General features: G+C 69.6%; 21 protein-coding genes. 14 read left to right on the forward strand and 7 right to left on the reverse strand.

The window, feature by feature from the left end:
• Positions 1-7: 7 nt before the first annotated feature.
• From OG787_RS13815 to OG787_RS13825, 3 genes are all read left to right on the forward strand, one after another.
• Positions 8-1918 carry a tetratricopeptide repeat protein gene (locus OG787_RS13815; RefSeq protein WP_405540483.1) on the forward strand — a complete coding sequence of 637 codons (1911 nt, stop codon included), beginning with the start codon at positions 8-10 and terminating at the stop codon, positions 1916-1918.
• A gap of 815 nt (positions 1919-2733) precedes the next feature.
• Positions 2734-3585: a helix-turn-helix domain-containing protein gene (locus tag OG787_RS13820; protein ID WP_405535385.1), complete on the forward strand. Its 852-nt coding sequence runs from the start codon at positions 2734-2736 to the stop codon at positions 3583-3585.
• A 9-nt stretch (positions 3586-3594) separates the two neighbouring features.
• Complete coding sequence (locus OG787_RS13825) at positions 3595-3786, forward strand: hypothetical protein (RefSeq protein WP_405535386.1); 192 nt, start codon at positions 3595-3597, stop codon at positions 3784-3786.
• A gap of 22 nt (positions 3787-3808) precedes the next feature.
• On the opposite strand, the gene OG787_RS13830 is transcribed toward OG787_RS13825, so the two are convergent.
• A complete protein-coding gene (locus tag OG787_RS13830; RefSeq protein ID WP_369035671.1) occupies positions 3809-4252 on the reverse strand; it encodes a PPOX class F420-dependent oxidoreductase in 444 nt (147 codons plus the stop codon).
• 537 nt (positions 4253-4789) lie between these two features.
• Here OG787_RS13830 and OG787_RS13835 point away from each other — a divergent pair.
• Positions 4790-5494, forward strand: a complete 705-nt coding sequence (locus tag OG787_RS13835; RefSeq protein WP_405540484.1) for a helix-turn-helix domain-containing protein — start codon at positions 4790-4792, stop codon at positions 5492-5494.
• A 13-nt stretch (positions 5495-5507) separates the two neighbouring features.
• On the opposite strand, the gene OG787_RS13840 is transcribed toward OG787_RS13835, so the two are convergent.
• Positions 5508-6533, reverse strand: a complete 1026-nt coding sequence (locus OG787_RS13840; protein WP_369035643.1) for an ATP-dependent 6-phosphofructokinase — start codon at positions 6531-6533, stop codon at positions 5508-5510.
• 184 nt (positions 6534-6717) lie between these two features.
• Between OG787_RS13840 and pta the strand changes: the two genes are divergently transcribed.
• The 3 genes from pta to pyk all read left to right on the forward strand — a co-directional run bounded on the left by pta (position 6718) and on the right by pyk (position 11636).
• Positions 6718-8823, forward strand: a complete 2106-nt coding sequence (gene pta / locus OG787_RS13845; RefSeq protein ID WP_405535387.1) for a phosphate acetyltransferase — start codon at positions 6718-6720, stop codon at positions 8821-8823.
• The gene (locus OG787_RS13850) at positions 8820-10064 is read left to right on the forward strand and encodes an acetate kinase (RefSeq protein ID WP_369035641.1); all 1245 of its coding nucleotides are present in this window, start codon (positions 8820-8822) and stop codon (positions 10062-10064) included. Before pta ends, OG787_RS13850 begins: the two co-directional genes overlap by 4 nt.
• 141 nt (positions 10065-10205) lie before the next feature.
• Positions 10206-11636, forward strand: coding sequence for a pyruvate kinase (pyk, locus tag OG787_RS13855; protein ID WP_369035640.1), 1431 nt, complete (start codon positions 10206-10208; stop codon positions 11634-11636).
• Positions 11637-11806: 170 nt separating this feature from the next.
• Here the strand turns inward: pyk and OG787_RS13860 are convergent, their stop codons facing one another.
• From OG787_RS13860 to OG787_RS13875, 4 genes are all read right to left on the reverse strand, one after another.
• Positions 11807-13183, reverse strand: a complete 1377-nt coding sequence (locus tag OG787_RS13860; RefSeq protein WP_369035639.1) for a hypothetical protein — start codon at positions 13181-13183, stop codon at positions 11807-11809.
• Positions 13173-13769, reverse strand: coding sequence for a DUF6114 domain-containing protein (locus OG787_RS13865; RefSeq protein ID WP_405535388.1), 597 nt, complete (start codon positions 13767-13769; stop codon positions 13173-13175). The genes OG787_RS13860 and OG787_RS13865 overlap by 11 nt, the downstream gene beginning before the upstream one ends.
• Positions 13770-13871: 102 nt before the next feature.
• Positions 13872-14507, reverse strand: coding sequence for a DUF6230 family protein (locus OG787_RS13870; protein ID WP_369035637.1), 636 nt, complete (start codon positions 14505-14507; stop codon positions 13872-13874).
• 682 nt (positions 14508-15189) lie between these two features.
• Entirely contained in the window at positions 15190-16170 is a 981-nt protein-coding gene (locus OG787_RS13875; protein WP_405535390.1) for a tetratricopeptide repeat protein, read from the reverse strand.
• A gap of 215 nt (positions 16171-16385) precedes the next feature.
• On the opposite strand from OG787_RS13875, the gene OG787_RS13880 reads away from it, so the two are divergent.
• On the forward strand, positions 16386-17048 hold the full coding sequence (locus tag OG787_RS13880; protein WP_405535392.1) for a TetR/AcrR family transcriptional regulator: 663 nt from the start codon (positions 16386-16388) through the stop codon (positions 17046-17048).
• 2 nt (positions 17049-17050) lie between these two features.
• Here the strand turns inward: OG787_RS13880 and OG787_RS13885 are convergent, their stop codons facing one another.
• On the reverse strand, positions 17051-17686 hold the full coding sequence (locus tag OG787_RS13885; protein WP_369035634.1) for a helix-turn-helix domain-containing protein: 636 nt from the start codon (positions 17684-17686) through the stop codon (positions 17051-17053).
• Between the two features lie 350 nt (positions 17687-18036).
• On the opposite strand from OG787_RS13885, the gene OG787_RS13890 reads away from it, so the two are divergent.
• The 6 genes from OG787_RS13890 to OG787_RS13915 all read left to right on the forward strand — a co-directional run bounded on the left by OG787_RS13890 (position 18037) and on the right by OG787_RS13915 (position 23182).
• Positions 18037-18372 carry an acyl carrier protein gene (locus OG787_RS13890; RefSeq protein WP_405535394.1) on the forward strand — a complete coding sequence of 112 codons (336 nt, stop codon included), beginning with the start codon at positions 18037-18039 and terminating at the stop codon, positions 18370-18372.
• Positions 18369-19151, forward strand: a complete 783-nt coding sequence (locus OG787_RS13895; RefSeq protein WP_405535395.1) for an SDR family NAD(P)-dependent oxidoreductase — start codon at positions 18369-18371, stop codon at positions 19149-19151. Before OG787_RS13890 ends, OG787_RS13895 begins: the two co-directional genes overlap by 4 nt.
• Positions 19152-19222: 71 nt before the next feature.
• Positions 19223-19720: a hypothetical protein gene (locus tag OG787_RS13900; RefSeq protein ID WP_369035632.1), complete on the forward strand. Its 498-nt coding sequence runs from the start codon at positions 19223-19225 to the stop codon at positions 19718-19720.
• Positions 19717-20562, forward strand: coding sequence for an SDR family NAD(P)-dependent oxidoreductase (locus OG787_RS13905; RefSeq protein WP_235474768.1), 846 nt, complete (start codon positions 19717-19719; stop codon positions 20560-20562). Before OG787_RS13900 ends, OG787_RS13905 begins: the two co-directional genes overlap by 4 nt.
• Complete coding sequence (locus OG787_RS13910) at positions 20559-21806, forward strand: beta-ketoacyl synthase N-terminal-like domain-containing protein (protein WP_405535397.1); 1248 nt, start codon at positions 20559-20561, stop codon at positions 21804-21806. Before OG787_RS13905 ends, OG787_RS13910 begins: the two co-directional genes overlap by 4 nt.
• Positions 21803-23182 carry a beta-ketoacyl-[acyl-carrier-protein] synthase family protein gene (locus tag OG787_RS13915; protein ID WP_405535398.1) on the forward strand — a complete coding sequence of 460 codons (1380 nt, stop codon included), beginning with the start codon at positions 21803-21805 and terminating at the stop codon, positions 23180-23182. The genes OG787_RS13910 and OG787_RS13915 overlap by 4 nt, the downstream gene beginning before the upstream one ends.
• The last annotated feature ends 1 nt before the right edge of the window (position 23183 follow it).

Below are 23183 nucleotides of genomic sequence, written 5' to 3' on the forward strand. Positions count from 1 at the left end.
CACGGGCATGGGCGGCATCGGCAAAACGGCACTGGCGATCGAGACGGCGCATCAGGCGTGTACCCAGGGCTGGTTTCCCGGCGGAACCCTGTTCGTCGACCTGCGCGGCTACGACGACAATCCGGTCACCGCCGATCAGGCGGTGCTGGCGCTGCTGGACGCGCTCGGGGTACGAGGCTCAGACCTGCCGCCGACGACGGCGCGCCAGTACGACACGTACCGCACTCTCCTCGCCGGGCGGCGGAACCGCATGCTGCTGATCCTGGACAACGCGTCGGACCCGGCCCAGTACCTTCCCCTCCTGCCCGGCACCGACCGTCACCGGGTACTGATCACGTCCCGTGACCGCCCGGACTCCCTCACCGGCGTCCGCCTCATCGACCTGGAAACGCTCCCTGAGGACGACTCGGTCGCACTCGTCACCCGCGCTCTTCATGACGCCGACGAGCGCGACGAACGCCCAGCGCGCGAGCCCGACGCGTTGCACGAACTGGCCGCTCTCTGCGGCTACTTGCCTCTCGCTCTCCAGATCTCCGCTGCGATGCTGCGCCGACGCCGGTTTCGAGGTACCGCTTCCCTGGTTGCCGAGATCAAGGGGGCTGGGGACCCGACGGTCGCGCTGGACAACGGCACGCTCGGCACCGACCAGTACGGCCGTTCCCTCGTCCTCCGCCCGGTCCTGGAGACCTCGTACCGACGCCTCCCGCCCGACCAGGCCCGTCTGCTGCGCCTGCTCGCCCTCGCACCCGGCCCGGACACCGGCACGGAAACGGTGGCCGCCCTGACCAACCTCGACATGGAAACCACCCTGAGCCTCTTGGAGGGCCTGGCCGCCACATACCTCGTCGCACCGGTCAGGGCTGACGGCGGTTCGGACGGCGGCATGCGGTGGCGGTTGCATGACTTGGTGCGGGTGTTCGGGGTGGGTGTGGTGGCGGGGGATGCGGAGTTGGTGGAGGAGGGAGAGGCAGCGCGGGGGCGGGTGCTGGGCTCCTACCTCGCGCGGGCGGATGCGGCTGATGACTGGTTGCGGTGGTTGCCGGGGAGGCCGGTGCCGGGGCGGTTCGAGGGGCGGGGTGAGGCGTTGGGGTGGCTGGATGGGGAGCGTGCGGGTTTGGTGGCAGCGGTGGGGTGGGGGGAGCGGGAACGGTTTGCGGACACGGCCTCGCGGCTGGCCGAATGTCTGAGGATCTACCTGGAGTGGCGGCGGCACTTCGACGACGGGGTCGGGGTGGGCCAGGCTGGTCTGGAGGCGGCCGTCCGCTCCGGGGACCACCACCGCGAGGCCGTCGCGTGGAACAACCTCGGCAGCGCTCTGCGGGGGGCGGGGCGGGTGGCGGAAGCAGTCGAGGCACACACCCGCGCCCGCGACCTGCACCAGGCCGCCGGGGACCACCACCGCGAGGCCGTCGCGTGGAACAACCTCGGCAGCGCTCTGGGGGTGGCGGGGCGGGTGGCGGAGGCAGTCGAGGCACACACCCGCGCCCGGGAGCTGCACCAGGCCGCCGGGGACGGCCAGGGCGAGGCCAGCGCGTGGGGCAACCTCGGCCTCACGCTGCGGGTGGCGGGGCGGGTGGCGGAAGCAGTCGAGGCGCACACCCGCGCCCGCGACCTGTTCCAGGCCGCCGGGGACCACCACCGCGAGGCCATGACGTGGCACAACCTCGGCCCCCTCCTGCGGGAGGTGGGGCAGGTGGTGGAGGCGGTTGAGGGGTACGAGAAGGCGCTGGAGGGCTACCGGGAGTTCGAGGACTGGTACAGGACGGGCCAGGTCCTCCACAACCTCGCCCTCATCCACCGGGCCGCGGACCGCTCCGGCGAGGCCCGTGCCTGCTGGCTCCAGGCCGCCGATGCCTACACCCAGGCCGGCGACACCGCCGAAGCCGACCAGGCCCGCACCTGGGCCGAGGAGCAGTAATAACGACCGCCCCACTCCCCGCTTCACACCGTTCCCACGCCCACCCCCGCAAACTCCCGAGCCCCTCGCCCAGGCAACACAGCCCACATCCGAGTCCCACCCCCCGGCTCCCTCGCTTCCCCGAACCCCCACTCCCCACCAGACCCCTCCACCACGCACCCCAAAACCCGCAACACATCCCCCCTCCGCTCATCGCAGGCCGCAGCCAGCCGCGGATGCACATGCCGCCGATGCCCGTCATAAAGCACCACCTGCAACTCCCCCTCCCACCACCGCAACGACAGATACACCGGCCCGTCCCCACCGAGCCGAAACGCACAAGCCGTCAACTCCCCCACCACCTGCACCGCAACGTCCGCCATCTCCTCCAGCCCATGCGTCTGGAGGACAACCCGAGTAGTGGCCCGGGCAACCCGCGAACTCACCGCCTCGGCAGGCAGGGTGAAGCCGTAGACAAGCGAGTCCGGAGACGGCGGCGACCCCTCCGTGAGGTCGGTCGAGACGAGACAGGCCGAGACGGTCGGCGATGCGGACATGGCGAACTCCCTTGCTGGGCAGCGGACTTGGCGAAGTCGACGTAAACCCGACCAGTGGCCTGTCTCCCTGGCGCGAGCGCACCCCTCCCAGGGAAGGAGAAGGCAGGCATGCTCGCGCGATGCACTTCCGGCGACATCGATCCGTAAGCGACTCGTCACCGACTGTAGACACATCAGGTGGCCTTTTGCCACCTACTCAACGGAATTACCACTAGCCTGGTGGACCAACCAGGCGCCCGAGGGGCAGACTTGCGCCGCACCCGCTGGAGGAAATGACACATGCCGCCGAGGTCGACACCGACGGAACGCCAGAAGCGCCTGGGCGCCGAACTGCGCAAGATGCGTCTCGCCGCAGACGTGACCACGGAGTACGCCGCAGGGCTGCTCGGGCTGGACCGGACGAAGGTGTCCAACATCGAGTCCGGAGTCCGGGCCATCAGCGCAGACCGGTTGAGGACCCTCGCCTGCAACTACGCCTGCCGCGACGAGGCGTACGTCGACGCTCTGGCCGACATGGTCGGGACACGTACGCGCGGCTGGTGGGAGGTGTACCGGGGGCAAGTCCCCGCAGGGCTCCTGGACATCGCGGAACTGGAATGGCACTCCAGGACCGTGCGCGTGGGCCTGGCCATGATCATGCCGGGCCTGCTCCAGACCGACGGCTACGCCCGCACCCTCTTCAGCGCCGCGCTCCCGCCCCTCTCACCGGCGGAGGTCGAACTGCGCGTGGCCCTTCGCCTACAACGGCAGCAGGTGCTGTACCGGGAGGAGCCGATCACCTACGTCGGTTACGTACACGAGGCCGCCCTGCGCATCGAGTTCGGTGGCGTCAAAGTGATGCGCGGCCAGTTGGAACGCCTCTGCGAGGTGTCCGAGCGCGACAACATCGGCGTGCGCGTGATCCCCTACAAGGCAGGGGCGTTCCCCGGCGCCGGCCAGGCGGTGACCTACGCCGAGGGGTCCGTCCCGCAACTCGACACCGTGGAACTGGACTCCGCACACGGCCCCGAGTTCACCCACGGCCAGTCCCAACTCGACAAGTACCGTGCCCACTTGGACTGGATGGAAGCCGCATCGCTCCCGCCCAGCGCGTCGCGGGACTTCATCCACACGATCGCCCGCCAACTCTGAGGAGTCTCCGTGCCCGACATCACCTGGGAAGAACCGTTCTGCGCCGAAGGCGCCAACTGCTTCCGCATAGGCACCGACCCCCAAAACAACGCCTACATATCCATCGCAGGCCAAGAAGACACCTACCTCACCGACACCCGAGAAGCCCTCCGCACCCTCATCCAGGACATCAAGGCCGGCAAAGCAGACCACCTCCTTTAGTGCGCCCCCGTAGCGCACCCCCTCACGCCTCGGGCAGCACCCCGGGCCTGAACGGCTCGACGCCCACAACCCGCCGCACCCGCGTCACCTCGATCAACAGCATCACGCGCCGCTCCCCCGGCAGCAGCCACGGATACCGCTCCTCGCCGATGTACTTCTGTGTGAGCCGGTCCATGGACCGTTCCGCCTCCTCGCCCTCCACGAACCGCACCACGCGCCCCCGGATCTCCGCACGGTCGTACGGGTTCTCGGGGTCGTGGTGGGAGAGCGAGACGTTCGGGTTGACGCGGAGGTTCTCCTCCTTCACGCGGCCGATGGCCGTGTTGACCATGACGTGATCGCCCTCGATGTCGACCCACATCGGCGAGATCTGCGGCATCCCGTCGGCGCCGACCGTCGCGAGGTGCCAGAAGTTCGGGGCCAGCAGCCGCTCCCGTATGTGCCCCTCGATCTTCGTCACCTTCATCACCTTCGCCACCTTCTCCTCCTCCGCCTTGCCACTCACAAGACCACCACCCTCCGAAGCCCAACCACCAAGCGAAATAACGCTGATGGTACGTCAGGGGCCCCACATCGACAGGCACGCCGACAGGCCGCACCGACAAGCCACACCCACCGCACAGATCGCGCCGCGCCTACTCGCCAGTCACCCACCCCACCAAGCCCCAACCACCCCGCACGCACCTTCGACACCCGCCCGCGACAGCGAAACGGAAGCGGATCAACAGACGGCCCCACCCACCGACACCCACCCCCCAAACCCCCGCGCATATGCCCCACCACCTTGCCGTTCGCACGATCGGACGCCCGCGAACAGCCCCCGCCCGGCCACCGACCCACCACCTTCGGTCAACCCGGAATCACCCGCGACCACCCGCACCCCACCCCCAACCCCGTAGTTTCCTACGATCCGTAATTGTGGCCGAACAGACCGTAGTCACCGCCGCCCGGCACCCCTAGCTTGTGGCGCGTGCGCCGACCCCCAGTTCCGCCCCCACCGCCCATGCCGCCGACACCACCGAACCCGCCCTTCGACGCCCACGCCGCCCGCAGACTCCGCATGGCCCTCGGAATGGGCCCCGAGCACGTCGCGTACGGGATGCGCGTCTCGTACGGGCTGCCGTACATCACGCCCGACCACGTGATCGCCTGGGAGCAAGGCACAATGGCCCCCGGCAGCAGCGAACTCACCGCCCTCGCAGGCGTGTTGTGGTGCGCACCCTGTGAACTCATCGGCCGCCCCCGCACCTTGCGAGAGCACCGCGCCGCGCGCAACCTCGCCGCCGAGGACGTCGCCCAGGCCGTCGGGCTCGAACTCCTCGACTACATACGGATGGAGGAGAGCGGCGAGTGGCGCGGCACCGAGCGGCAGTCCGCGATCCTCGCCGAGGTGCTCGAACTCTCGCTCGCCGACTTCCTCACCCTCACCGGCCTCGACGGCAAGCTCGCCGGCCTGCTGCGCAGCGCGGTCACGACGCGCTGGCAGGCGTACGTCCGCCCCGTCAACAAGATGGTGCCGCTGAACCGGCGCTTCCTGGAGGGCGTCCTCCAGGAGCTGCACCGCTACTACCAGGGGCAGCTGGCCGCCACCATGACCTGGTCGGACGGCTCAGCGGCGACCGAGGCGAGCCACGCCGGACGCGACTTCCTCGAACGGATCGTGGAGCACTTCTGGGCGAGGGTCGACACGAACACCCCACCCCCGTGACCGACAAAAACGCCTAGAACACCGACTCCGCCTCGTCCATCCGGTCCTTCGGGACCGTCTTCAGCTCGGTGACCGCCTCCGCCAGCGGCACCATCACCACGTCCGTCCCGCGCAGCGCCGTCATCCGCCCGAACGTGCCCTGGTGCGCGGCCTCCACCGCGTGCCAGCCGAACCGGGTCGCGAGGACGCGGTCGTACGCGGTGGGCGTGCCGCCGCGCTGGATGTGGCCGAGGATGACCGGCTTGGCCTCCTTGCCGAGCCGGCGTTCCAGTTCGTACGCGAGTGCCGTACCGATGCCCTGGAAGCGCTCGTGGCCGAACTGGTCGATCTCGCCGTGGCCGTAGTCCATGCTGCCCTCGGCGGGGTGCGCGCCCTCGGCGACGCAGATGACCGCGAACTTCTTGCCGCGCGCGAAGCGTTCCTCGACCATCTTCACCAAGTGGGCCGGGTCGAAGGGCCGTTCGGGCAGGCAGATGCCGTGGGCGCCGGCGGCCATGCCTGACTCCAGGGCGATCCAGCCCGCGTGCCGACCCATGACCTCGACGACCATCACGCGCTGGTGGGACTCCGCAGTGGTCTTCAAGCGGTCCATCGCCTCGGTCGCCACGCCTACCGCCGTGTCGAAGCCGAACGTGCGGTCCGTGGACGAGATGTCGTTGTCGATCGTCTTCGGGACGCCGACCACCGGCAGACCCGCGTCGCTCAGCATCCGCGCCGCCGTCAGCGTGCCCTCGCCGCCGATCGGGATCAGCACGTCGATACCGAACTCGCGGGCCATGTCCTGCGCGTTCTCGCAGGCCTCGCGGAGCCGGTCGCGCTGGAGGCGGGAGGAGCCGAGGATCGTGCCGCCACGGGCCAGGATGCCGCTGACCGCGTCGAGGTCGAGCGTGCGGTAGCGGCCGTCGAGCAGACCGGCGTAGCCGTCCTCGAAGCCGATGACCTCGTCGTCGTACTGAGTGACCGCTCGGTGCACGACCGACCGGATCACTGCGTTCAGGCCGGGGCAGTCGCCGCCTGCGGTGAGAACTCCGATACGCATCGTGCTGTGTCTCCTGCTCGCTGTGATCGCTCTGCGGGCCTTTGATACCGGTGAGCCGTTCCAATTGTTTCACGCCCTGGCACACACCCGATCCTGACGGGCCTACCAGGTGCCCTGGCCGGCGCCGCAGGTACTGTCGAACGAAACCGAGCGACGAAACCGAGCGACGAAACGGAGAGCACGCGTGACGACCCGCAGCGTGTACGTGACCGGGATCGACCGGGGCGACGGCCGCCAGGTCGTCGAGCTGGGCGTCATGGAGCTGCTGACCCGGCAGGTCGACCGGGTCGGCGTCTTCCGCCCCCTCGTGCACGACGACCCGGACCGTCTCTTCGAGCTGCTGCGCGCCCGCTACCGCCTCTCCCAGGACCCGGCGACCGTGTACGGCATGGACTACCCGGAGGCCTCCGCGCTCCAGGCCGAGCAGGGCACCGACGAACTCGTCTCCACCCTCGTCGACCGCTTCCTCCGCGTCGCCCGTGAGTACGACGTCGTGCTCGTCCTCGGCACCGACTTCGCCGACACCCAGTTCCCGGACGAGCTGGCCCTCAACGCCCGCCTCGCGAACGAGTTCGGCGCGTCCGTCGTCGCGGTCGTCGGCGGACGCCACCAGACCGCCGAGTCGGTCCTCGCCGAGACCCGCAACGCGTACCGCGCGTACGAGGCGCTGGGCTGCGACGTCCTCGCCATGGTCGCCAACCGCGTCGCCCGCGAGGACCGCACCGGGATAGCGGAGGGCCTCGACTCCCGTCTCCCCGTGCCCTGTTACGTCCTCCCCGACGAGCCCGCCCTCTCCGCGCCGACGGTCGCCCAGATCACCCACGCGCTCGGCGGCACGGTGGTCCTCGGCGACGACTCGGGCCTCGCCCGTGACGCGCTGGACTTCGTCTTCGGTGGCGCGATGCTGCCCAACTTCCTGACGGCGCTGACCCCCGGTTGCCTGGTCGTCACCCCCGGTGACCGCGCCGACCTGGTCGTCGGCGCCCTCGCCGCGCACAGCGCCGGTACGCCGCCCATCGCGGGCGTCCTGCTGACCCTGAACGAGCGCCCCAGCGACGAGGTCCTCACCCTGGCCGCCCGGCTCGCCCCCGGCACCCCGGTCGTCTCCGTGGCCGGCACCAGCTTCCCCACCGCCGCCCAGCTCTTCTCCCTGGAGGGGAAGTTGAACGCGGCCACCCCGCGCAAGGCGGAGACCGCCCTCGGTCTCTTCGAGCGGCATGTGGACACGACCGAGCTGCTCAAGCGGGTCTCCGCGCCCAGCAGCGACCGTGTCACGCCGATGATGTTCGAGCACAAGCTCCTCGAACGCGCCCGCGCCGACAAGCGCCGGGTCGTCCTGCCCGAGGGCACCGAGGAGCGCGTCCTGCACGCCGCCGAGGTGCTGCTGCGCCGGGGCGTGTGCGACCTGACGCTGCTCGGCCCGGTCGACGGCATCCGCAAGAAGGCCGCCGACCTGGGCATCGACCTCGGCGACTGCCAGCTGATCGACCCGCAGACCTCCGAACTCCGGGACAGGTTCGCCGAGAAGTACGCCGCCTTCCGCGCCCACCGGGGCGTCACCGTCGAGCTGGCCTACGACGTCGTCTCGGACGTCAACTACTTCGGCACCCTGATGGTCCAGGAGGGCCTCGCCGACGGCATGGTGTCGGGGTCGGTGCACTCCACGGCCGCCACGATCCGCCCCGCCTTCGAGATCATCAAGACCAAGCCGGACGCCGACATCGTCTCCTCCGTCTTCTTCATGTGCCTGGCCGACAAGGTCCTCGTCTACGGCGACTGCGCGGTCAACCCCGACCCGAACGCCGAGCAGTTGGCCGACATCGCCATCCAGTCGGCCGCCACCGCCGAGCAGTTCGGCGTCGAGCCGAGGATCGCGATGCTGTCGTACTCGACGGGTACGTCGGGGTCGGGGGCCGATGTCGACAAGGTGCGGGAGGCGACTGAGCTGGTGCGCTCGCGGCGCCCTGACCTCCGTATCGAAGGACCCATCCAGTACGACGCGGCCGTCGAGCCGACCGTGGCCGCCACCAAGCTGCCCGGCTCCGAAGTCGCGGGCCAGGCAAGCGTGTTGATCTTCCCGGACCTCAACACCGGCAACAACACCTACAAGGCCGTGCAGCGTTCGGCCGGCGCGATCGCCGTCGGCCCGGTCCTCCAGGGCCTGCGCAAGCCGGTCAACGACCTGTCCCGGGGCGCCCTGGTCCCGGACATCGTCACGACGGTCGCGATCACGGCGATCCAGGCCCAGACCACCGACTCCGTCCCCACCCCGAAGGTGCCCCACCAGTGACCGCGACCCGCGTCCTCGTCCTCAACTCCGGCTCCTCGTCGGTGAAGTACCAGCTGCTCGACATGCGCGACAGCAGCCGGCTCGCCGTGGGCCTGGTGGAGCGCATCGGCGAGGAGACGTCCCGTCTGAAGCACACCCCGCTGGCGACGGGCGGGGAGTCCCGTGAGCGCACGGGTCCGATCGCCGACCACGGGGCCGCTCTCAAGGCGGTCGCGGAGGAGCTGGCGAAGGACCAACTGGGTCTGGACTCACCTCAGTTGGCGGCCATAGGGCATCGCGTCGTGCATGGCGGCCAGACCTTCACCGAGCCGACGGTCGTCGACGAGACGGTACTGGCGGAGATCGAGCGGTTGATCCCCGTAGCACCGCTCCACAACCCGGCGAACCTCACCGGCATCCGTACGGCCCAGTCCCTGCGCCCCGACCTCCCCCAGGTCGCCGTCTTCGACACGGCCTTCCACACCACGATGCCGGAGTCGGCGGCCCGCTACGCGATCGACGTGAAGACGGCCGACGAGTACCGGATCAGGCGGTACGGGTTCCACGGCACGTCCCACGCGTATGTGTCCCGGGAGACGGCGAAGCTCCTCGGCCGGGCGCCCGAGGACGTGAACGTGATCGTGCTGCACCTGGGCAACGGCGCGTCCGCGTCCGCCGTACAGGGCGGGAAGTGCGTGGACACCTCGATGGGGCTGACGCCGCTGGAGGGGCTGGTCATGGGGACACGGTCGGGTGACCTGGATCCGGCCGTCATCTTCCATTTGGCGCGTGTTGGCGGAATGTCCACGGACGAGATCGACACTCTTCTCAACAAGAAGAGCGGCTTGATCGGCCTGTGCGGAGACAACGACATGCGGGAAATCCGCCGCCGTATCGACGAGGGCGGCGCGGACGCCCCGGCGGCCCGGCTGGCCTTCGACATCTACATCCACCGTCTGAAGAAGTACATCGGCGCCTATTACGCGGTACTCGGCCGGGTGGACGCCATCGCGTTCACGGCCGGGGTCGGCGAGAACGCGGCGCCGGTGCGCGAGGCGGCGGTGGCCGGCCTGGAGGGGCTGGGCGTGGCCGTGGACGGCGCCCTGAACCTCGTACGGAGCCAGGAACCCCGGCTGATCTCGCCCGCGGACTCCGGAGTCGCGGTGGCGGTCGTCCCGACGGACGAGGAGCTGGAGATCGCGACACAGACGTACGCACTGGTGGGAACGGGCGGCGAAACGAGCGCCGAAACGGACAACTGAAGACACTGAGCGGATATTGATGGGAGAGCCTCACCTGAGCGCTATCCCGCCCTTTTGTGTTCAGGCCATGCCTTCTACGGCCTTCTGTGTCGTCCACCAGGCGGAATATTCCGAAGCGAAACAAACCGATAGGATCGCCCCATGCGCCGTTCGAAAATCGTTTGTACTCTCGGCCCCGCGGTCGACTCCCATGAAATGCTCGTCTCGCTGATCGAGGCCGGCATGAACGTGGCCCGCTTCAACTTCAGCCACGGCACGCACGCCGAGCACCAGGGCCGGTACGACCGGGTCCGGGCCGCCGCCAAGGAGACCGGCCGGGCGATCGGCGTCCTCGCCGACCTCCAGGGCCCGAAGATCCGCCTGGAGACCTTCGCGGAGGGCCCCGTCGAGCTGGTCCGGGGCGACGAGTTCGTCATCACCACCGAGGACGTCCCCGGTGACAAGACCATCTGCGGCACGACGTACAAGGGCCTGCCGGGTGACGTGTCCCGCGGCGACCAGATCCTGATCAACGACGGCAACGTCGAGCTGAAGGTCCTGGACGTCGAGGGTTCGCGGGTGAAGTCGATCGTCATCGAGGGCGGTGTCATCTCGGACCACAAGGGCATCAACCTGCCCGGCGCGGCCGTGAACGTCCCGGCACTGTCCGAGAAGGACATCGAGGACCTGCGCTTCGCCCTGCGCATGGGCTGCGACCTGGTCGCGCTGTCCTTCGTCCGCGACGCCGCCGACGTGGACGACGTCCACAAGATCATGGACGAGGAGGGGCGCCGCGTCCCCGTCATCGCCAAGGTGGAGAAGCCGCAGGCGGTCGAGAACATGGACGCGGTCGTCGCGGCCTTCGACGGTGTGATGGTGGCCCGTGGCGACCTGGCCGTCGAGTACCCCCTGGAGCGGGTCCCGATGGTGCAGAAGCGCCTCGTGGAACTGTGCCGGCGCAACGCCAAGCCGGTGATCGTCGCGACCCAGATGATGGAGTCGATGATCACCAACTCCCGCCCGACGCGCGCCGAGGCGTCCGACGTGGCGAACGCGATCCTGGACGGCGCGGACGCGGTCATGCTGTCCGCGGAGTCGAGCGTCGGCGCCTACCCGATCGAGACGGTCAAGACGATGTCGAAGATCGTGGCGGCGGCGGAGGAGGAACTCCTCTCCAAGGGCCTCCAGCCCCTGGTCCCCGGCAAGAAGCCGAAGACGCAGGGTGGTTCGGTCGCCCGCGCGGCCTGCGAGATCGCCGACTTCCTCGGCGGCACGGGCCTGGTGGCCTTCACCAAGTCCGGCGACACGGCCCGCCGTCTCTCCCGCTACCGCGCCGCCCAGCCGATCGTCGCCTTCACCACGGACGAGGGCACCCGCAACCAGCTGGCCCTGAGCTGGGGCGTCGACTCGTACGTCGTCCCGTTCGTCAACAGCACGGACGAGATGGTCTCCCTGGTCGACCAGGAGATGCTGAAGCTGGGCCGCTTCAAGGTGGGCGAGGTCGTCGTCATGACGGCCGGCTCCCCGCCCGGCGTCCCGGGCACGACGAACATGGTCCGGGTGCACCACCTGGGCGAGGGCGAGCACGCCTGATCGGCGCTCGCTTGTACTTGTACGGCCGTGAGGGCGCCCCCTGGGGACCAGGGGGCGCCCTCAGTCGTCCGTACGCACGACGACCCGCTCAGGCCTGTGGCCCGGCCCCCGCGAAGGCGGTACGGCCGGGCCACGGGCCTCGGTGCGGCTCCCGAACGGGATGTGTGCGCTCAGGTCGTGTACTGGTGCAGGCCCGGGACCTCCAGGGTCCCGCCGAACTGGCCGGCCTGGGTGACCTTCACCTTCGTGAAGTAGATCAGCGGGATGTTCAGCGGCGGCGGGTTCTTCGGGTCGAACGTGATCGGGATCAGGCCGAACAGGTTCCCGGAGATGCTCTCCGTGTACATGATCGTCTCGCCGCCGGTGATCGTGGACGTCGTGCCCTTGCCCGCCTGCACGTGGTAGGTCTTGCCGGACGTGTCGTCCTTGACCAGCTGGTGCAGGTCACCGATGTCGGTGCCACCGGAGATCACGTACTTCAGGACCTCCTTGACCGTGCCGTCGGCCGTGCGCACCTTGACGATGCCCTTGTAGTCCGCGCCCTTGAGCGTCAGCGAACTGGCTTCCAGGGTCCACGGGTCGACGGGCAGCCGGATCGAGTTGTCGACGCCGCCCTCGTCGTCGGTGGCGGCCGGGCAGTCGTCCGCGTCGGTCGTCTCGCTCGCCGAGGGGCTCGGGGACGCGGTGGCGTCGGCGGCTGCCTCCGTGGTGTCCTCGGCCGCCTTGGTCGTGTCCTCGGCGGTGTCCTTGAGGACCTCGGTGACCTTCGCGGTCGTGTCCTTGACCGTGGTGGAGTCGGTCGTGTCCTTGCTGTCGTCGGAGCCCGCCTCCGCGCTCGCCGCGGGTGACGCGGCCGGCGTCGGAGTGGCGCTCTCGGTGGTCTCGGTCGACTCCGTGGTGCCCGTGGTCTCCGTCGACTCCGTGGTCGACGTGGACGTCGAGTCGCTCGACGTCCCGCCCGTGAAGATGTCGGTGATCGCGTCGCCGATGGTCTCCAGCAGGCCGCCGCTCTCCTCGGTGGCGCTCGCGCTCGCCGAGGGGGTGGGCGTGGCCGTGTCGCTGCCGCCGCCGGTGCTGCCGCTGGAGGTCGTCTTGCTCGCGGAGGGCGTCGGTGTCGGCTCGGCCGTGTCGTCGGAACCTGAATCCGACGAATCGTCCGAGGAACCGGAGTCCGAGTCCGTGGCGGTGGCCGAGGGGGACGGCTCCGTCGCCGTGTCCTCGTCGGCGGACGACGAGGAGCTGGTGGACGCGGACGGCGTCGCCGTCGTGTCCGTACCGTCCTCGGTGCCGTCCAGCACCTCGACGCACTTCTGGTATTCCTCGGCCGTCAGAGTCTTCGTCGTCTGGTCGTCGTCGGCACGTGCGAGGGTCGGCGTGAACCCCATGCCCATGAGCACCGCGGTCGGCATCGCCGCCAGGGCTATCGCCTTTCCGGCAGGCATGTGGAACCTGGTGAACAGCGGCTTCCTGGGGGCCGCGTGCCGCGGCCCGGTTCTCCCGCGGGACCCGTCCACATCGGTCCCGTGGGTCACCTCGTCAGCCGGCACTGTGCCTCCCGTTCGCCCCGTTCACCGGGCTCGTTCCTGACAGATCGTTCGGCTCGTACGGCTCGTTCAGTTCGTTCGACGCGCTCGGCTCGGCCACCGCGTCCGCGTCCGCGTCCGCTCCGTCGGCCTCGGCGGCCACAGGGGCCGCGGCGCTCTCGGGCTTCGCGGGGTCTCCGTACTTCGACTCCGGCACACCGGGCGCCCAGGCGATGGCCAGCGCACCGCCGACCATGGCCAGCAGGAAGCCGATGAGGAACCCGCCGAAGTTGGACACCGGGAGGGACACCAGGGCCAGCAGGATCGCGGCGGTGCCGGCGAAGGTCCGTACATGCTTCTGGAACCAGAGGCTGATACCGAGTACGACGAGCAGCACACCGATGATCAGGGATCCCGCGCCCGCAGTCGTCGACATCGCCATCGTCAGATGGCCGATCTGGAGGCTGTAGTACGGGAAGTACATGATCGGGACGCCGCCGAGCAGGACCAGGAGCCCGGCCCAGAACGGACGGGCGCCCCGCCAGTCGCGGAACTTCCGCTTGAAGACGCGAAGATAGTGCTCGTCCTGCGCGGGCGACTCGGCGTTCATGGAAAACAGCTCCCTGGAGCGGTGTTGCCGTGATGAGTGTTATTGCGGGTGTAGAAGAGCGAGCGGGCGGGGCACCATCGGGCCCCGCCCGTCACTGAGTGCCTAGTAGCACTCGGCGCCAGTGCCCTTCGACAGCTTCATCGAGAGACCACTGAGCTTGAAGGTTCCGGCAGTGGTGGCCCACGCCGTCTGCTTCACGTCGGTGAGCACCGCGGAGTCGGCCTGCTGGGCGAAGCCGAACTTGCTGGCCCGCCCCTCGTCGAGCTCGCCCTGCTTGACCTTCGGTCCCTTGGTGATGGAACCGGCGGCCACGCCGATGTCGATGCCCTTGAAGACCGCATTGGCCTGCAGGTCCTCGACGTCGATGTACAGGTTCTCGGCCGCGACCGGGGTCGCGCCCCCGCCGGCTTCCAGCCGGAGGGTGACCGAACCCAGAACCGGGATGTTCGGCGTGACCACGGACTGGCACATGTTGGTGATCTCGGCAGAGTTGAACGCCGAGACCGCGACAGGGTGCACAGCGTTGCCGGGACCGATGTCAACGGCCCCGTACTGCGAGAACCCCGTACCGTCGAGCTTGTCCGCCGTCACCTTGAACGACTGACCAGACACACTGAACGAAGCGGCGAGAGCACCCTGCGCGAGGGCGACACCTATACATGCCGTGGCGGCGACGCTGGGCACCATCACCACAGCGAACCGCTTCCATCTGGTCCCGCCACGCACTTGGGACTCCATATTTCCTCCTTCTCGGACGTACATCTCCTGGCCCTGACTGCCCCATGACGGCGGCTCAGCCGGGCAGGGATGGGAGAAGTGCTACGTCCTCGGTAAGGAGAGCGCCCGCGCTCGACGGCGCGAACAGCGCCCGAATCACCGGCGATCACCCCCGAGCGACAACCACTGGTCGCGCCTGACACACATCACGCACAACCTTGCCGGACAGGCTCCACCGGAAGGCGAAGACCCCCCTGCCCGAGAGCCGGCGCCACTGCCGCCGACTCTGCCCGGTGGGGACCCAACAACTCCCGGGCGCCCGACTGGCTGTCGGGGTACGGGATAGGACCGAGCGTCGCCGATCGTGGTGCATTCTCGCCGCCCGCACAAGGGGGTTCGTTACTGGCTAGTAACGGGCAGATAACCGAGCAGCGACCCATGGGTATTGCTCGACAACGCTGGGTGGCCCTCACGGGGGTGACAAACCGTCCGCTTCCCGCCCCAAACCCGACAGTGCGACGCCTTCGACTTACTCCAAGTAACAGCGGCCGCGATTACCAAGATTTGGTAAAGCGCGACCGCATTGGCACTCGATCGCCAAATCCTTCACGCGGGCAACACCCGTCGCGATGTTTAGCGACAGGTCAGGCCGCTGATCGGACGGCACCTCCGCCGCCGCCCGACCCACCGCCCGTCCGACCGGTCAGAACAACGCCCGCGCCAGCGCCCGCCGGGCCGCCGCGACCCGGGGGTCGTCCGCGCCGACGACCTCGAACAGCTCCAGCAGCCGCAGCCGTACGGCATCCCGGTCGTCCCCCGCCGTACGCCCGACCGTCTCGATGAGCCGCCCGAACGCGTCCTCCACATGGCCGCCCACCAGATCCAGGTCGGCGGCGGCGATCTGCGCGGCCGGGTCGCCCGGCTTCTCGGCTGCGTCCTTGCGCACCTGCTGCGGGTCGAGATCCTGCACCCGCTGGAGCAACTCTGCCTGCACGAGCCCGAGTTTGGCCTCCGAATTACCGGGGTCGTCACTCAGTACGTTCTTGTACGCCTGCACCGCACCTCCCAAGTCCCCCGCGTCCAGGGCCTGTACGGCGGCTTCGAGCAGCGCGTCGTACGGGCCGGCCGGGATCGCCTGGGGGTCGGGGGCCTGGCGGTCACCGGGTTCGGCGTCCGCGTCGACGACCAGACCGGTGAGACCGAAACGCTGCTCGCCGACCTGGATCAGCTGATCGAGGGTCTGCCGGATCTGGACCTCGCCGGCGGCGCCCTGGAAGAGGGGCAGGGCCTGACCGGCCACGACGGCGAAGACGGCCGGAATCCCCTGGATCCCGAACTGCTGCATCAGCATCTGGTTGGCGTCGACGTCGATCTTGGCGAGGACGAAGCGCCCGTTGTACTCGACGGCCAGCCGCTCCAGGACGGGGCTCAGCTGCTTGCACGGCTCGCACCACTCGGCCCAGAAGTCGATGACGACGGGCACCTCGGTGGACCGCTGTAGGACGTCGAGTTCGAACCCGGCCTCGTCGACATCGATGACGAGGTCGGCCGGGGAGACGGCCCCTCCGCCACCCTGCCGGGCGGCTTCGGCGCGCGCCTGCTCCGCCTTCGACTTGGCCTCCTGGGCCGCCTTCACCGCGGCGAGGTCGACGACTCCGCTCATGGACATGTTCCGTGGCTGCATGCGTCTATCCTCCCCCGTCCCGCGCGTGCATGTGAAAGGCGTAGTGAAAGGTGTACCGAAAAGCGGCCGTGGTCGGCGGCACCGCTTTCGCTACGGGTCGTAGCGTAACGGCAGGGGCGGGTCCCTGTGAAGCGCCCCCCAGTGATCTCCCTCACGGCCTCGTCCCGACCTCGTGACGACCTCGTGGGACGGAAACTGCCGGTTATGGTCATGCCATGCAGAGTCGTACCCCCGTCGGCCGCACGGGACGCCCCCGCAGCGTCGCCGCGGACACCGCGATCCTGGCGGCGACCCGGGCCGCGCTGGTCGAACTCGGCTGGTCCGGGCTGACGCTGGGCGATGTGGCGATGCGGGCGGGGGTCGCCAAGACGACGCTCTACCGCCGGTGGGCGGGGAAGAACGAGCTGGTGGTGGACGCGGTCGCGGAGCTGTTCGACGAGTTGGAGCTGCCCGACCGCGGCACCCTCGCCGCCGACATCGAGGGCGTGGTCCTACAGTTCGCGACGATCCTGGCCCGCCCCGAGGCCAAGAGCGGCCTGATGGCCGTACTGGCCGAGTCGACGGTCGACGACGCGCTGCACGAACGTATCCGCGACTCGATCGTCGACCGCCAGAAACGCCTGGTCCTGGAGGGCCGGGCCCGCGCCCAGGCCCGCGGCGAACTCCCCCCGGAACCCGACCCGGAAACAGCGGCCCGCAACGCGGACCTGATCTTCGACGTGGTGGCGGGCTCGGTCGTCCACCGCACCCTGGTGAGCGCGGAACAGGTGGACGAGTCCTGGGCCCAACGCTTCACGACGCTCCTCCTGGGCGGCTTGAACGCGACGACCCAGACGGCGAACCCGACGGCGAACCCGACGACCCGACGGGCCCCTTGACCTCACCCCGCCAACCGCGCCCCCACCCCTTGCTGCTCCCCGTCCCCCCGCCGTGCCCGTCCCCAGGCGGCGCGCCAGGCGTGGATCTGGTGGCGGGGCTGGCCGCAGGCCAGGGCGTAGGAGATCAGTAAGGGCTCCGACGGGAGGCGCAGGCCTGCCAGTACGTCCGCGAGGGTGCTGCGGGGCAGGGGGCCGAAGCCGGAGCCCCTGGCCCGGTCCTGGAGTTCGCGCAGGGACGGGTGGCCGGCGTCGTGGCGCAGGCGGTGCATCGCCTCCAGCAAATGCGCGGGCTCATAGACCAGTTCGAGGCGCCTGCCCCGGCCCCGGCGCGGCGCGGACAGCACCGCGGTCGCGCCGCGGTCCCGCGGTCCCGCCGACGTCGCGCTCTTCTCCCACCTGCTCCGGGCCTCGTGCTCGGGCGCCCCGCACACCGCCGCGTACGCCTCCACGACAGCGAGCTTGGGCAGCACGCTCCCGCTGTCGGCCCGCGAAAGGGTTACCGCGGAACAGCCCGGCCGCCCCACGCGGTCGGCCATCTCGCGATAGGTGAGCCCGGAACGCTCCCGCAGCGACCGCAGCCACCGTGCCAACTCGAAGTACCGGGCCGACTCCGTCAGATCCGCTTTTCGACGTCCCATCACATTCCCCTCCTCGACGCCTCCGGTTCGGTCTTCGCCTGTCTCCCGTTCTCTTCCGTTCTCTTCCGTAAATGATCGAAATTCAAAGGCACCGGCCCGGTCCCCCCGGACACCAAACGGAAGGATGGCGTGCTGGGAAGCCATTGGTCCAGAACTCGTGTTGGTTGATTCAACCTTGTCCGGAAACCAGAGGAAACAATCCAGCCGCAGGAATCGACTCACGGCATCGGAAGCCCGTGTTCGCACAGCTTGCGAGGCGTCGCTCGGCAGGACCGTAAATTCTGGGGAACATTCTGTCCGGCACCGGGGCACAGGTAAGTACTTGCGGCGATCTCGCACAGTCTGCTGGCATGTCCCAGGACCGCACCGATTCGCACGTGAAGCCGAACATGCAGCTACACACGAGTGGAGGCCCCAGAATGGCAGATTCCGCTGTCGAGAAATTCGATGCCCTGGTCGCGTTGATTCGGGATGTGAAGCCGAGTCTGAACAGTACGCAGATCACCGCCGAGCATTCCGTCGTGGAAGACCTCGGACTCGACTCGCTCGACATATTGCAGCTTTCCCGGAAGGTGAACCGCGACTTCGGCGGCACGTTCGATCTGGAGGAATGGGAGAGCGACTCCGACACCCACCACAGGTCGGTCGGGTCGATTCTCCGGCATCTCGAATCGGCGACCGTGTGAGTGCGGACGTGGGCTCGGAGCAGGGACGCCCGCGCGTCGCGCTGGTCACCGGCGGATCGCGTGGAATCGGCGCCGCGATCTGCCGGCGCCTCGCGGGCGACGGGCACTCCGTCCATCTCGTCTACCGCGACGCCGAGGACGCGGCGGAACGCGTCACCAAGGAGATCACCGCCGCCGGCCGCCGCGTCTTCGCCCACCGGGCCGACGTGTCCGACGAGGCACAGGTACGCCGCCTCGTCGACACCGTGGCCGAGCAGGAGGACCGCGTGGACGTCCTGGTCAACAACGCGGGCGTCATCGACGACCGCCTGTTGGCACTGACCAGGACCGCGCAGTGGGAGCACGTGATCCGGGTCAACCTCGGCGGCCCCTTCCTGATGTGCCGGGCCGTCGTCCCCCTCATGCTCGAACGCTCCTGGGGCCGGATCATCAACATCTCGTCCAATTCGGTACGTCAGCCGGGCCCCGGCCAGACCTCCTACGCCGCGTCGAAAGGCGGCCTGGAGGCGCTGACCCGCGGCCTCGCCGCCGAAGTGGGCCACAAGGGGATCCGCGTCAACACCGTGGCGCCCGGCGCAATCCGCACCGATATGACGGCGGACCTGGCCGGCCGGCTGGGAGTCGGCCCCGAAGGGGCGGGCTGGGGTGTGCCGGAGGACATCGCGGGACTCGTCGCATTTCTGGCGGGCGACGATGCGGACTACATCCAGGGACAGACCTTCACCGTCGACGGCGGCCGTCAGGCCATGCGTGCGCGCGGCTCGAAGAGCGGCGCCTGAAGAAGCGGGGAGAAATGACGGAAACAGCATCCGAGGCCGCCGGTGACGCACCGCCCGCAACTCGGCGCCTCTTGTACTGGGAGGACCTGAAAGAGGCCACCCCGCGCCGCTACGGACCGGTCGTCTTCGGCAGTGATCTGCTCGACCAATTGCTGAACCTGCTCGGCGAAAAGCACCCGATCCACGACAGTGGCGCTTTCGCCGAGTCGGTCGACCGGCGGCAGCGCATCATTCCCGGCGGATTCATCCACGCAATCACCTCCGGCTGGGTGGTGCAGCACGGCAGTGCCGGCGCGGTCCTCGGTCTGCGCTCCATGAATTGGGACTACGTCAGGCCGCTGTATCCGGACACACCGTTCTGGTTCACCACGGAGACCGAGCACAGTGAATTGATCGACGACCGGTGCGGGCTCGTGAAATCGGTGCGACGTGTGCACACGGAAGATGACCGGGTGTACGCGATAGGACGGCTGAGCGTCGTGTTCATGCGGCGTTCGTGGCGTGACACACGGGTCGAGGAACGCACCAGGGCGAAGGCCGGACAGCGTCAGAAGGGGGTCTCTTCGTGAGTTTCGAGGAATGCCGTCCGCTGAAGGACCGGGTCGCGCTGGTGACCGGCGGCTCCCGGGGCATCGGCGCGGGTATCAGCCGCAAACTGGCCGCCTGGGGCTGCACGCTGGCCGTCAACTACGTCGACCGGGCCGGCCCGGCGCGCAGGCTCGCGGCCGAACTGGAGGAACAGGGCACGAAGGTCAGCCTGCACCAGGCGGACCTCGGCGAGACGGCCGCCGTCGAGAGGCTCCTGGAGGAGGTCGGGTCCGTCCACGGCGACCTGAACATCCTCGTCCAGAACGCCGCGGCCACGAAGTTCATCGCCCTGGAGGACGCGACGCCCGAGCAGTGGCAGTTCGTCCAGGACACCAACGCCCGCGCCACCTGGCTGCTGGCCAAGCACGCGATCCCCCTGATGCGGGACCGCCCCGGCGCCCGCTTCATCACGATCACCAACTCCACGACCCAGCGGATCGTGCCGCGCGCCGGCCTCTTCGGCGCCGCCAAGGCCGCCCTGGAGAACCTCACGAACTATCTCTCGTACGAGTTGGCGCCGTACGGCATCGTCGCCAACTGCGTACGCCCCGGCCTGGTGCAGACCGACGTGTTCAACGTACGGCCCGACTTCGCGGGCGGTGTGCTGCACGAGATGGCCGTCACCCCCTGGCAGGACGGGCAGATGACCACACCGGAGAACAGCGCCGACGTGGTCGCCATGCTCTGTCTCGACGAGGCGAGCTGGATCGCCGGCCAGACGATCACCGTGGACGGCGGCTACCGCCTGTGGGGCAACCTCGCCCCCCGCCGCGACCCCCGGGCGCAGACGCGCCAGGAGCAGCCCGGCCCGGTGTCCTCGTGAGCGGGACGAGCGACATCGTCATCACCGGTACGGGAGTGATCACCGCCGCCGGTACGGGCCCGGGCCCGGTCCTCGACGCCATGCTGGCCGGGACCCCCCTGTTCACCGACCGGCCCGAGAACGCCTGGCTGCCGTGGCCGCTGGCCGACATGGGCCTGCCAGGGATTCCCTGGCCCGAGGGCGACACCTGGGCCAACAACCGGAAGTACGCCAGTGCCACCGCCCACGCGGCGGTCGCCGCCGCCCGTCTCGCGGTCGCCGCGTCGGGGGGTGCGGCGAGCGCCGAGGAGGCGGTGCGCTGCGGCACGGTCGTGGCGACGGGCATGGGTGGCGGCGACGAACTGAACGAGGTCATCCCCAAGTTGGCGGTCAGGGCCGAGACCGATCCGAGGCCGCTGGCGAAGCTGCTCTACGACGAGGTGCCCGACTACACGTATCTGCGCGGAATCCCGTCCCAGATCGGCCAGTTCGTCTGTATGGCGGCGGGCTTCCTCGGCTCCAACGTCGCGATGTACGGGGAGTCGGGCGCGAGCGGCCTGGGGACACTGTCGGCGGCGATGCGGCTGCTGCGCGACGGCGAGCTGGACCGCGTCCTCGTCGTGGGGGTCCAACCGCCGCTCTCCGCAGCCGTGTTGGCGGCCCTCGACAGTGAGGAGGCCATCGGTACGAGGGCGGGCGCGGGCGACGGTCCCTTCGACCTCGACCGGGCCGGAATCCTGCTCGGCGAGGGCGCGGCGGCCCTCATGGTGGAGCGCGCGGACACGGCCCGGGCGCGGGGTGCGACGGTCGTCGCGGAGGTGGCGGCCTGCGAGACCCTGTGCGCGTCCGACCGTACGAGCGCGCTGGACGGTGCGGTCTCCGCCGTACTGGAGGAGGCCGGGCGGCGCCCGGACCTGTGGTGGGCCCACGGCTCCGGTTCGGTGGCGTCGGACGTCGACGAGTGCCGTACGGTCGGCCGGTTCGTGGCGGGCGTACCCACCACGTCGAGCAAGGGCACCATCGGCAACACCTTCGAGTGCGCCGGGCTGATCGACATCGTGCTGGCGATCGAGGCCCTGGACCGCCGACTGGTCCCGCCCGTGGGCCTGTTGCGCAAGCCCGACCCGGCGCTCGGCGACATCGACTTCGTGCACGGTGCGCCACGGCACGTCGCCGGTTCCGGCAGCGCGCTCGTGACCACGTTCGGCCCGACCCCGCGCTCGACGACGGCGGGAGCGGCCGTACTCACCAGGGGGGTTCGATGACGGACCAGGATCGGGGCCGGGACCAGGACCAGGATGTGGTGATCACCGGGATGGGGGTCGTCACCCCCAACGCGGGCTCGGTGGAGTCGTTCTGGGAGGCCAATCTGACCGGGCGGTCCGGGCTGTCGTACGAGCGGCGGATGGATCTGTCGCAGCTGCCGTGCGGCTGGGTCGCCGGGATCATTCCCGACGGGATCAAGAAGTCGGTCGAGGAGCGGGCGGGCGTACCCGGCCGCTCCTGGACGGACATGCTGCTGCACGCCACCGTGGACGAGGCGTTGCGCGACGCGCGGGTCGAGGGTCCGCTGGACCGGCCGGCCGGGCTGCTGTGGTCCCGGGTGTCACCGGGACCGAGCGGCACCTTTCCGGAGGACTACGTCGCGTACATGAAGACGGTGGCGGCACGCTACAAGGAGTTGGGCGACGACCGGGCGGCCACGCTGGAACGGCTGCGGGCCGAACGCGCCGAACGGACCGACCGATCCACCACCGAGCCCTCCGAGTCGACGACCTTCCCGCACTCCGTCGCGCAGCGCCTGGGCACCCCGCTGATCACCATGGGTCTGGAGGCGACCTGTGCGGGCGGGCTGCGCGCGATCGCGGAGGCCGCCCGGCTGCTGCGTACGGGACGGATCGGTCTCGCGGTCGTCGCGGCGAGCGTGTCCCGCAACACGCACTATGTCCTGTCCCAGTACGGGCAGTTGATGGCGCTCTCGCGCTGGAAGGGGGCGGCGGAGCAGGCCTCCATGCCGTTCGACAGCAGGCGTTCCGGCATGGTGATCAACGAGTCGTCGGCGGCGCTCGTCCTGGAGACGGCGGAGCACGCGCGGCGGCGCGGGGTGGACACGGTGCACGCCGTCGTCGAGGGCTGGGGCCTCGCGGTGGACATCAGTCATGTGACCGCGCCGCGTATCGACACGGTCGAGCGGGTCGTCCGGGGCGCGCTCGCGCACGCGGGCGTCTCCCCCGACGACATCGACACGGTCAACGCGCACGGCACGTCGACGCGGCTCAACGACATCACGGAGGCCCGCGCGCTGCACCGGGTCTTCGGGAAGCGCATGAAGGAGATCGACGTCTGCGCGGTCAAGTCCCTTACGGGGCACGGCTCGGCGGCCTCGGGTGTCGTGGAGTCGACGGTCGCGGCACTGACCCTGTGTCGTGGAGTGGTGCCGCCGGTGGTCACCTGCACCGAACCGGACCCGAAGTGCGATGTGAAGACCTCGCTGCGCCCGGTCGAGCGACCGGTGGACACCGTACTGAAGAACTCGTTCGGTTTCGGCGGCCAGTACGCCTCGATGGTGTTCCGCCGTCCGCCCAACCCCCGCCGCGCACCGGCGACTTCGGGATCAGAACACGTGGGAGCAGAGCACTGAC

This window comes from Streptomyces sp. NBC_00075, assembly GCF_045041225.1.
Lineage (GTDB): Bacteria > Actinomycetota > Actinomycetes > Streptomycetales > Streptomycetaceae > Streptomyces > Streptomyces adonidis.

Excerpts from the sequence above, each read along its gene's own strand:
- OG787_RS13815 (WP_405540483.1), top strand. The coding sequence starts at position 8 with ATGGGCGGCATCGGCAAAACGGCACTGGCGATCGAGACGGCGCATCAG.
- OG787_RS13820 (WP_405535385.1), top strand. The coding sequence starts at position 2,734 with ATGCCGCCGAGGTCGACACCGACGGAACGCCAGAAGCGCCTGGGCGCC.
- OG787_RS13830 (WP_369035671.1), bottom strand. The coding sequence starts at position 4,252 with ATGAAGGTGACGAAGATCGAGGGGCACATACGGGAGCGGCTGCTGGCC.
- OG787_RS13835 (WP_405540484.1), top strand. The coding sequence starts at position 4,790 with ATGCCGCCGACACCACCGAACCCGCCCTTCGACGCCCACGCCGCCCGC.
- OG787_RS13840 (WP_369035643.1), bottom strand. The coding sequence starts at position 6,533 with ATGCGTATCGGAGTTCTCACCGCAGGCGGCGACTGCCCCGGCCTGAAC.
- pyk (WP_369035640.1), top strand. The coding sequence starts at position 10,206 with ATGCGCCGTTCGAAAATCGTTTGTACTCTCGGCCCCGCGGTCGACTCC.
- OG787_RS13865 (WP_405535388.1), bottom strand. The coding sequence starts at position 13,769 with ATGAACGCCGAGTCGCCCGCGCAGGACGAGCACTATCTTCGCGTCTTC.
- OG787_RS13870 (WP_369035637.1), bottom strand. The coding sequence starts at position 14,507 with ATGGAGTCCCAAGTGCGTGGCGGGACCAGATGGAAGCGGTTCGCTGTG.
- OG787_RS13875 (WP_405535390.1), bottom strand. The coding sequence starts at position 16,170 with ATGCAGCCACGGAACATGTCCATGAGCGGAGTCGTCGACCTCGCCGCG.
- OG787_RS13880 (WP_405535392.1), top strand. The coding sequence starts at position 16,386 with ATGCAGAGTCGTACCCCCGTCGGCCGCACGGGACGCCCCCGCAGCGTC.
- OG787_RS13885 (WP_369035634.1), bottom strand. The coding sequence starts at position 17,686 with ATGGGACGTCGAAAAGCGGATCTGACGGAGTCGGCCCGGTACTTCGAG.
- OG787_RS13890 (WP_405535394.1), top strand. The coding sequence starts at position 18,037 with ATGTCCCAGGACCGCACCGATTCGCACGTGAAGCCGAACATGCAGCTA.
- OG787_RS13915 (WP_405535398.1), top strand. The coding sequence starts at position 21,803 with ATGACGGACCAGGATCGGGGCCGGGACCAGGACCAGGATGTGGTGATC.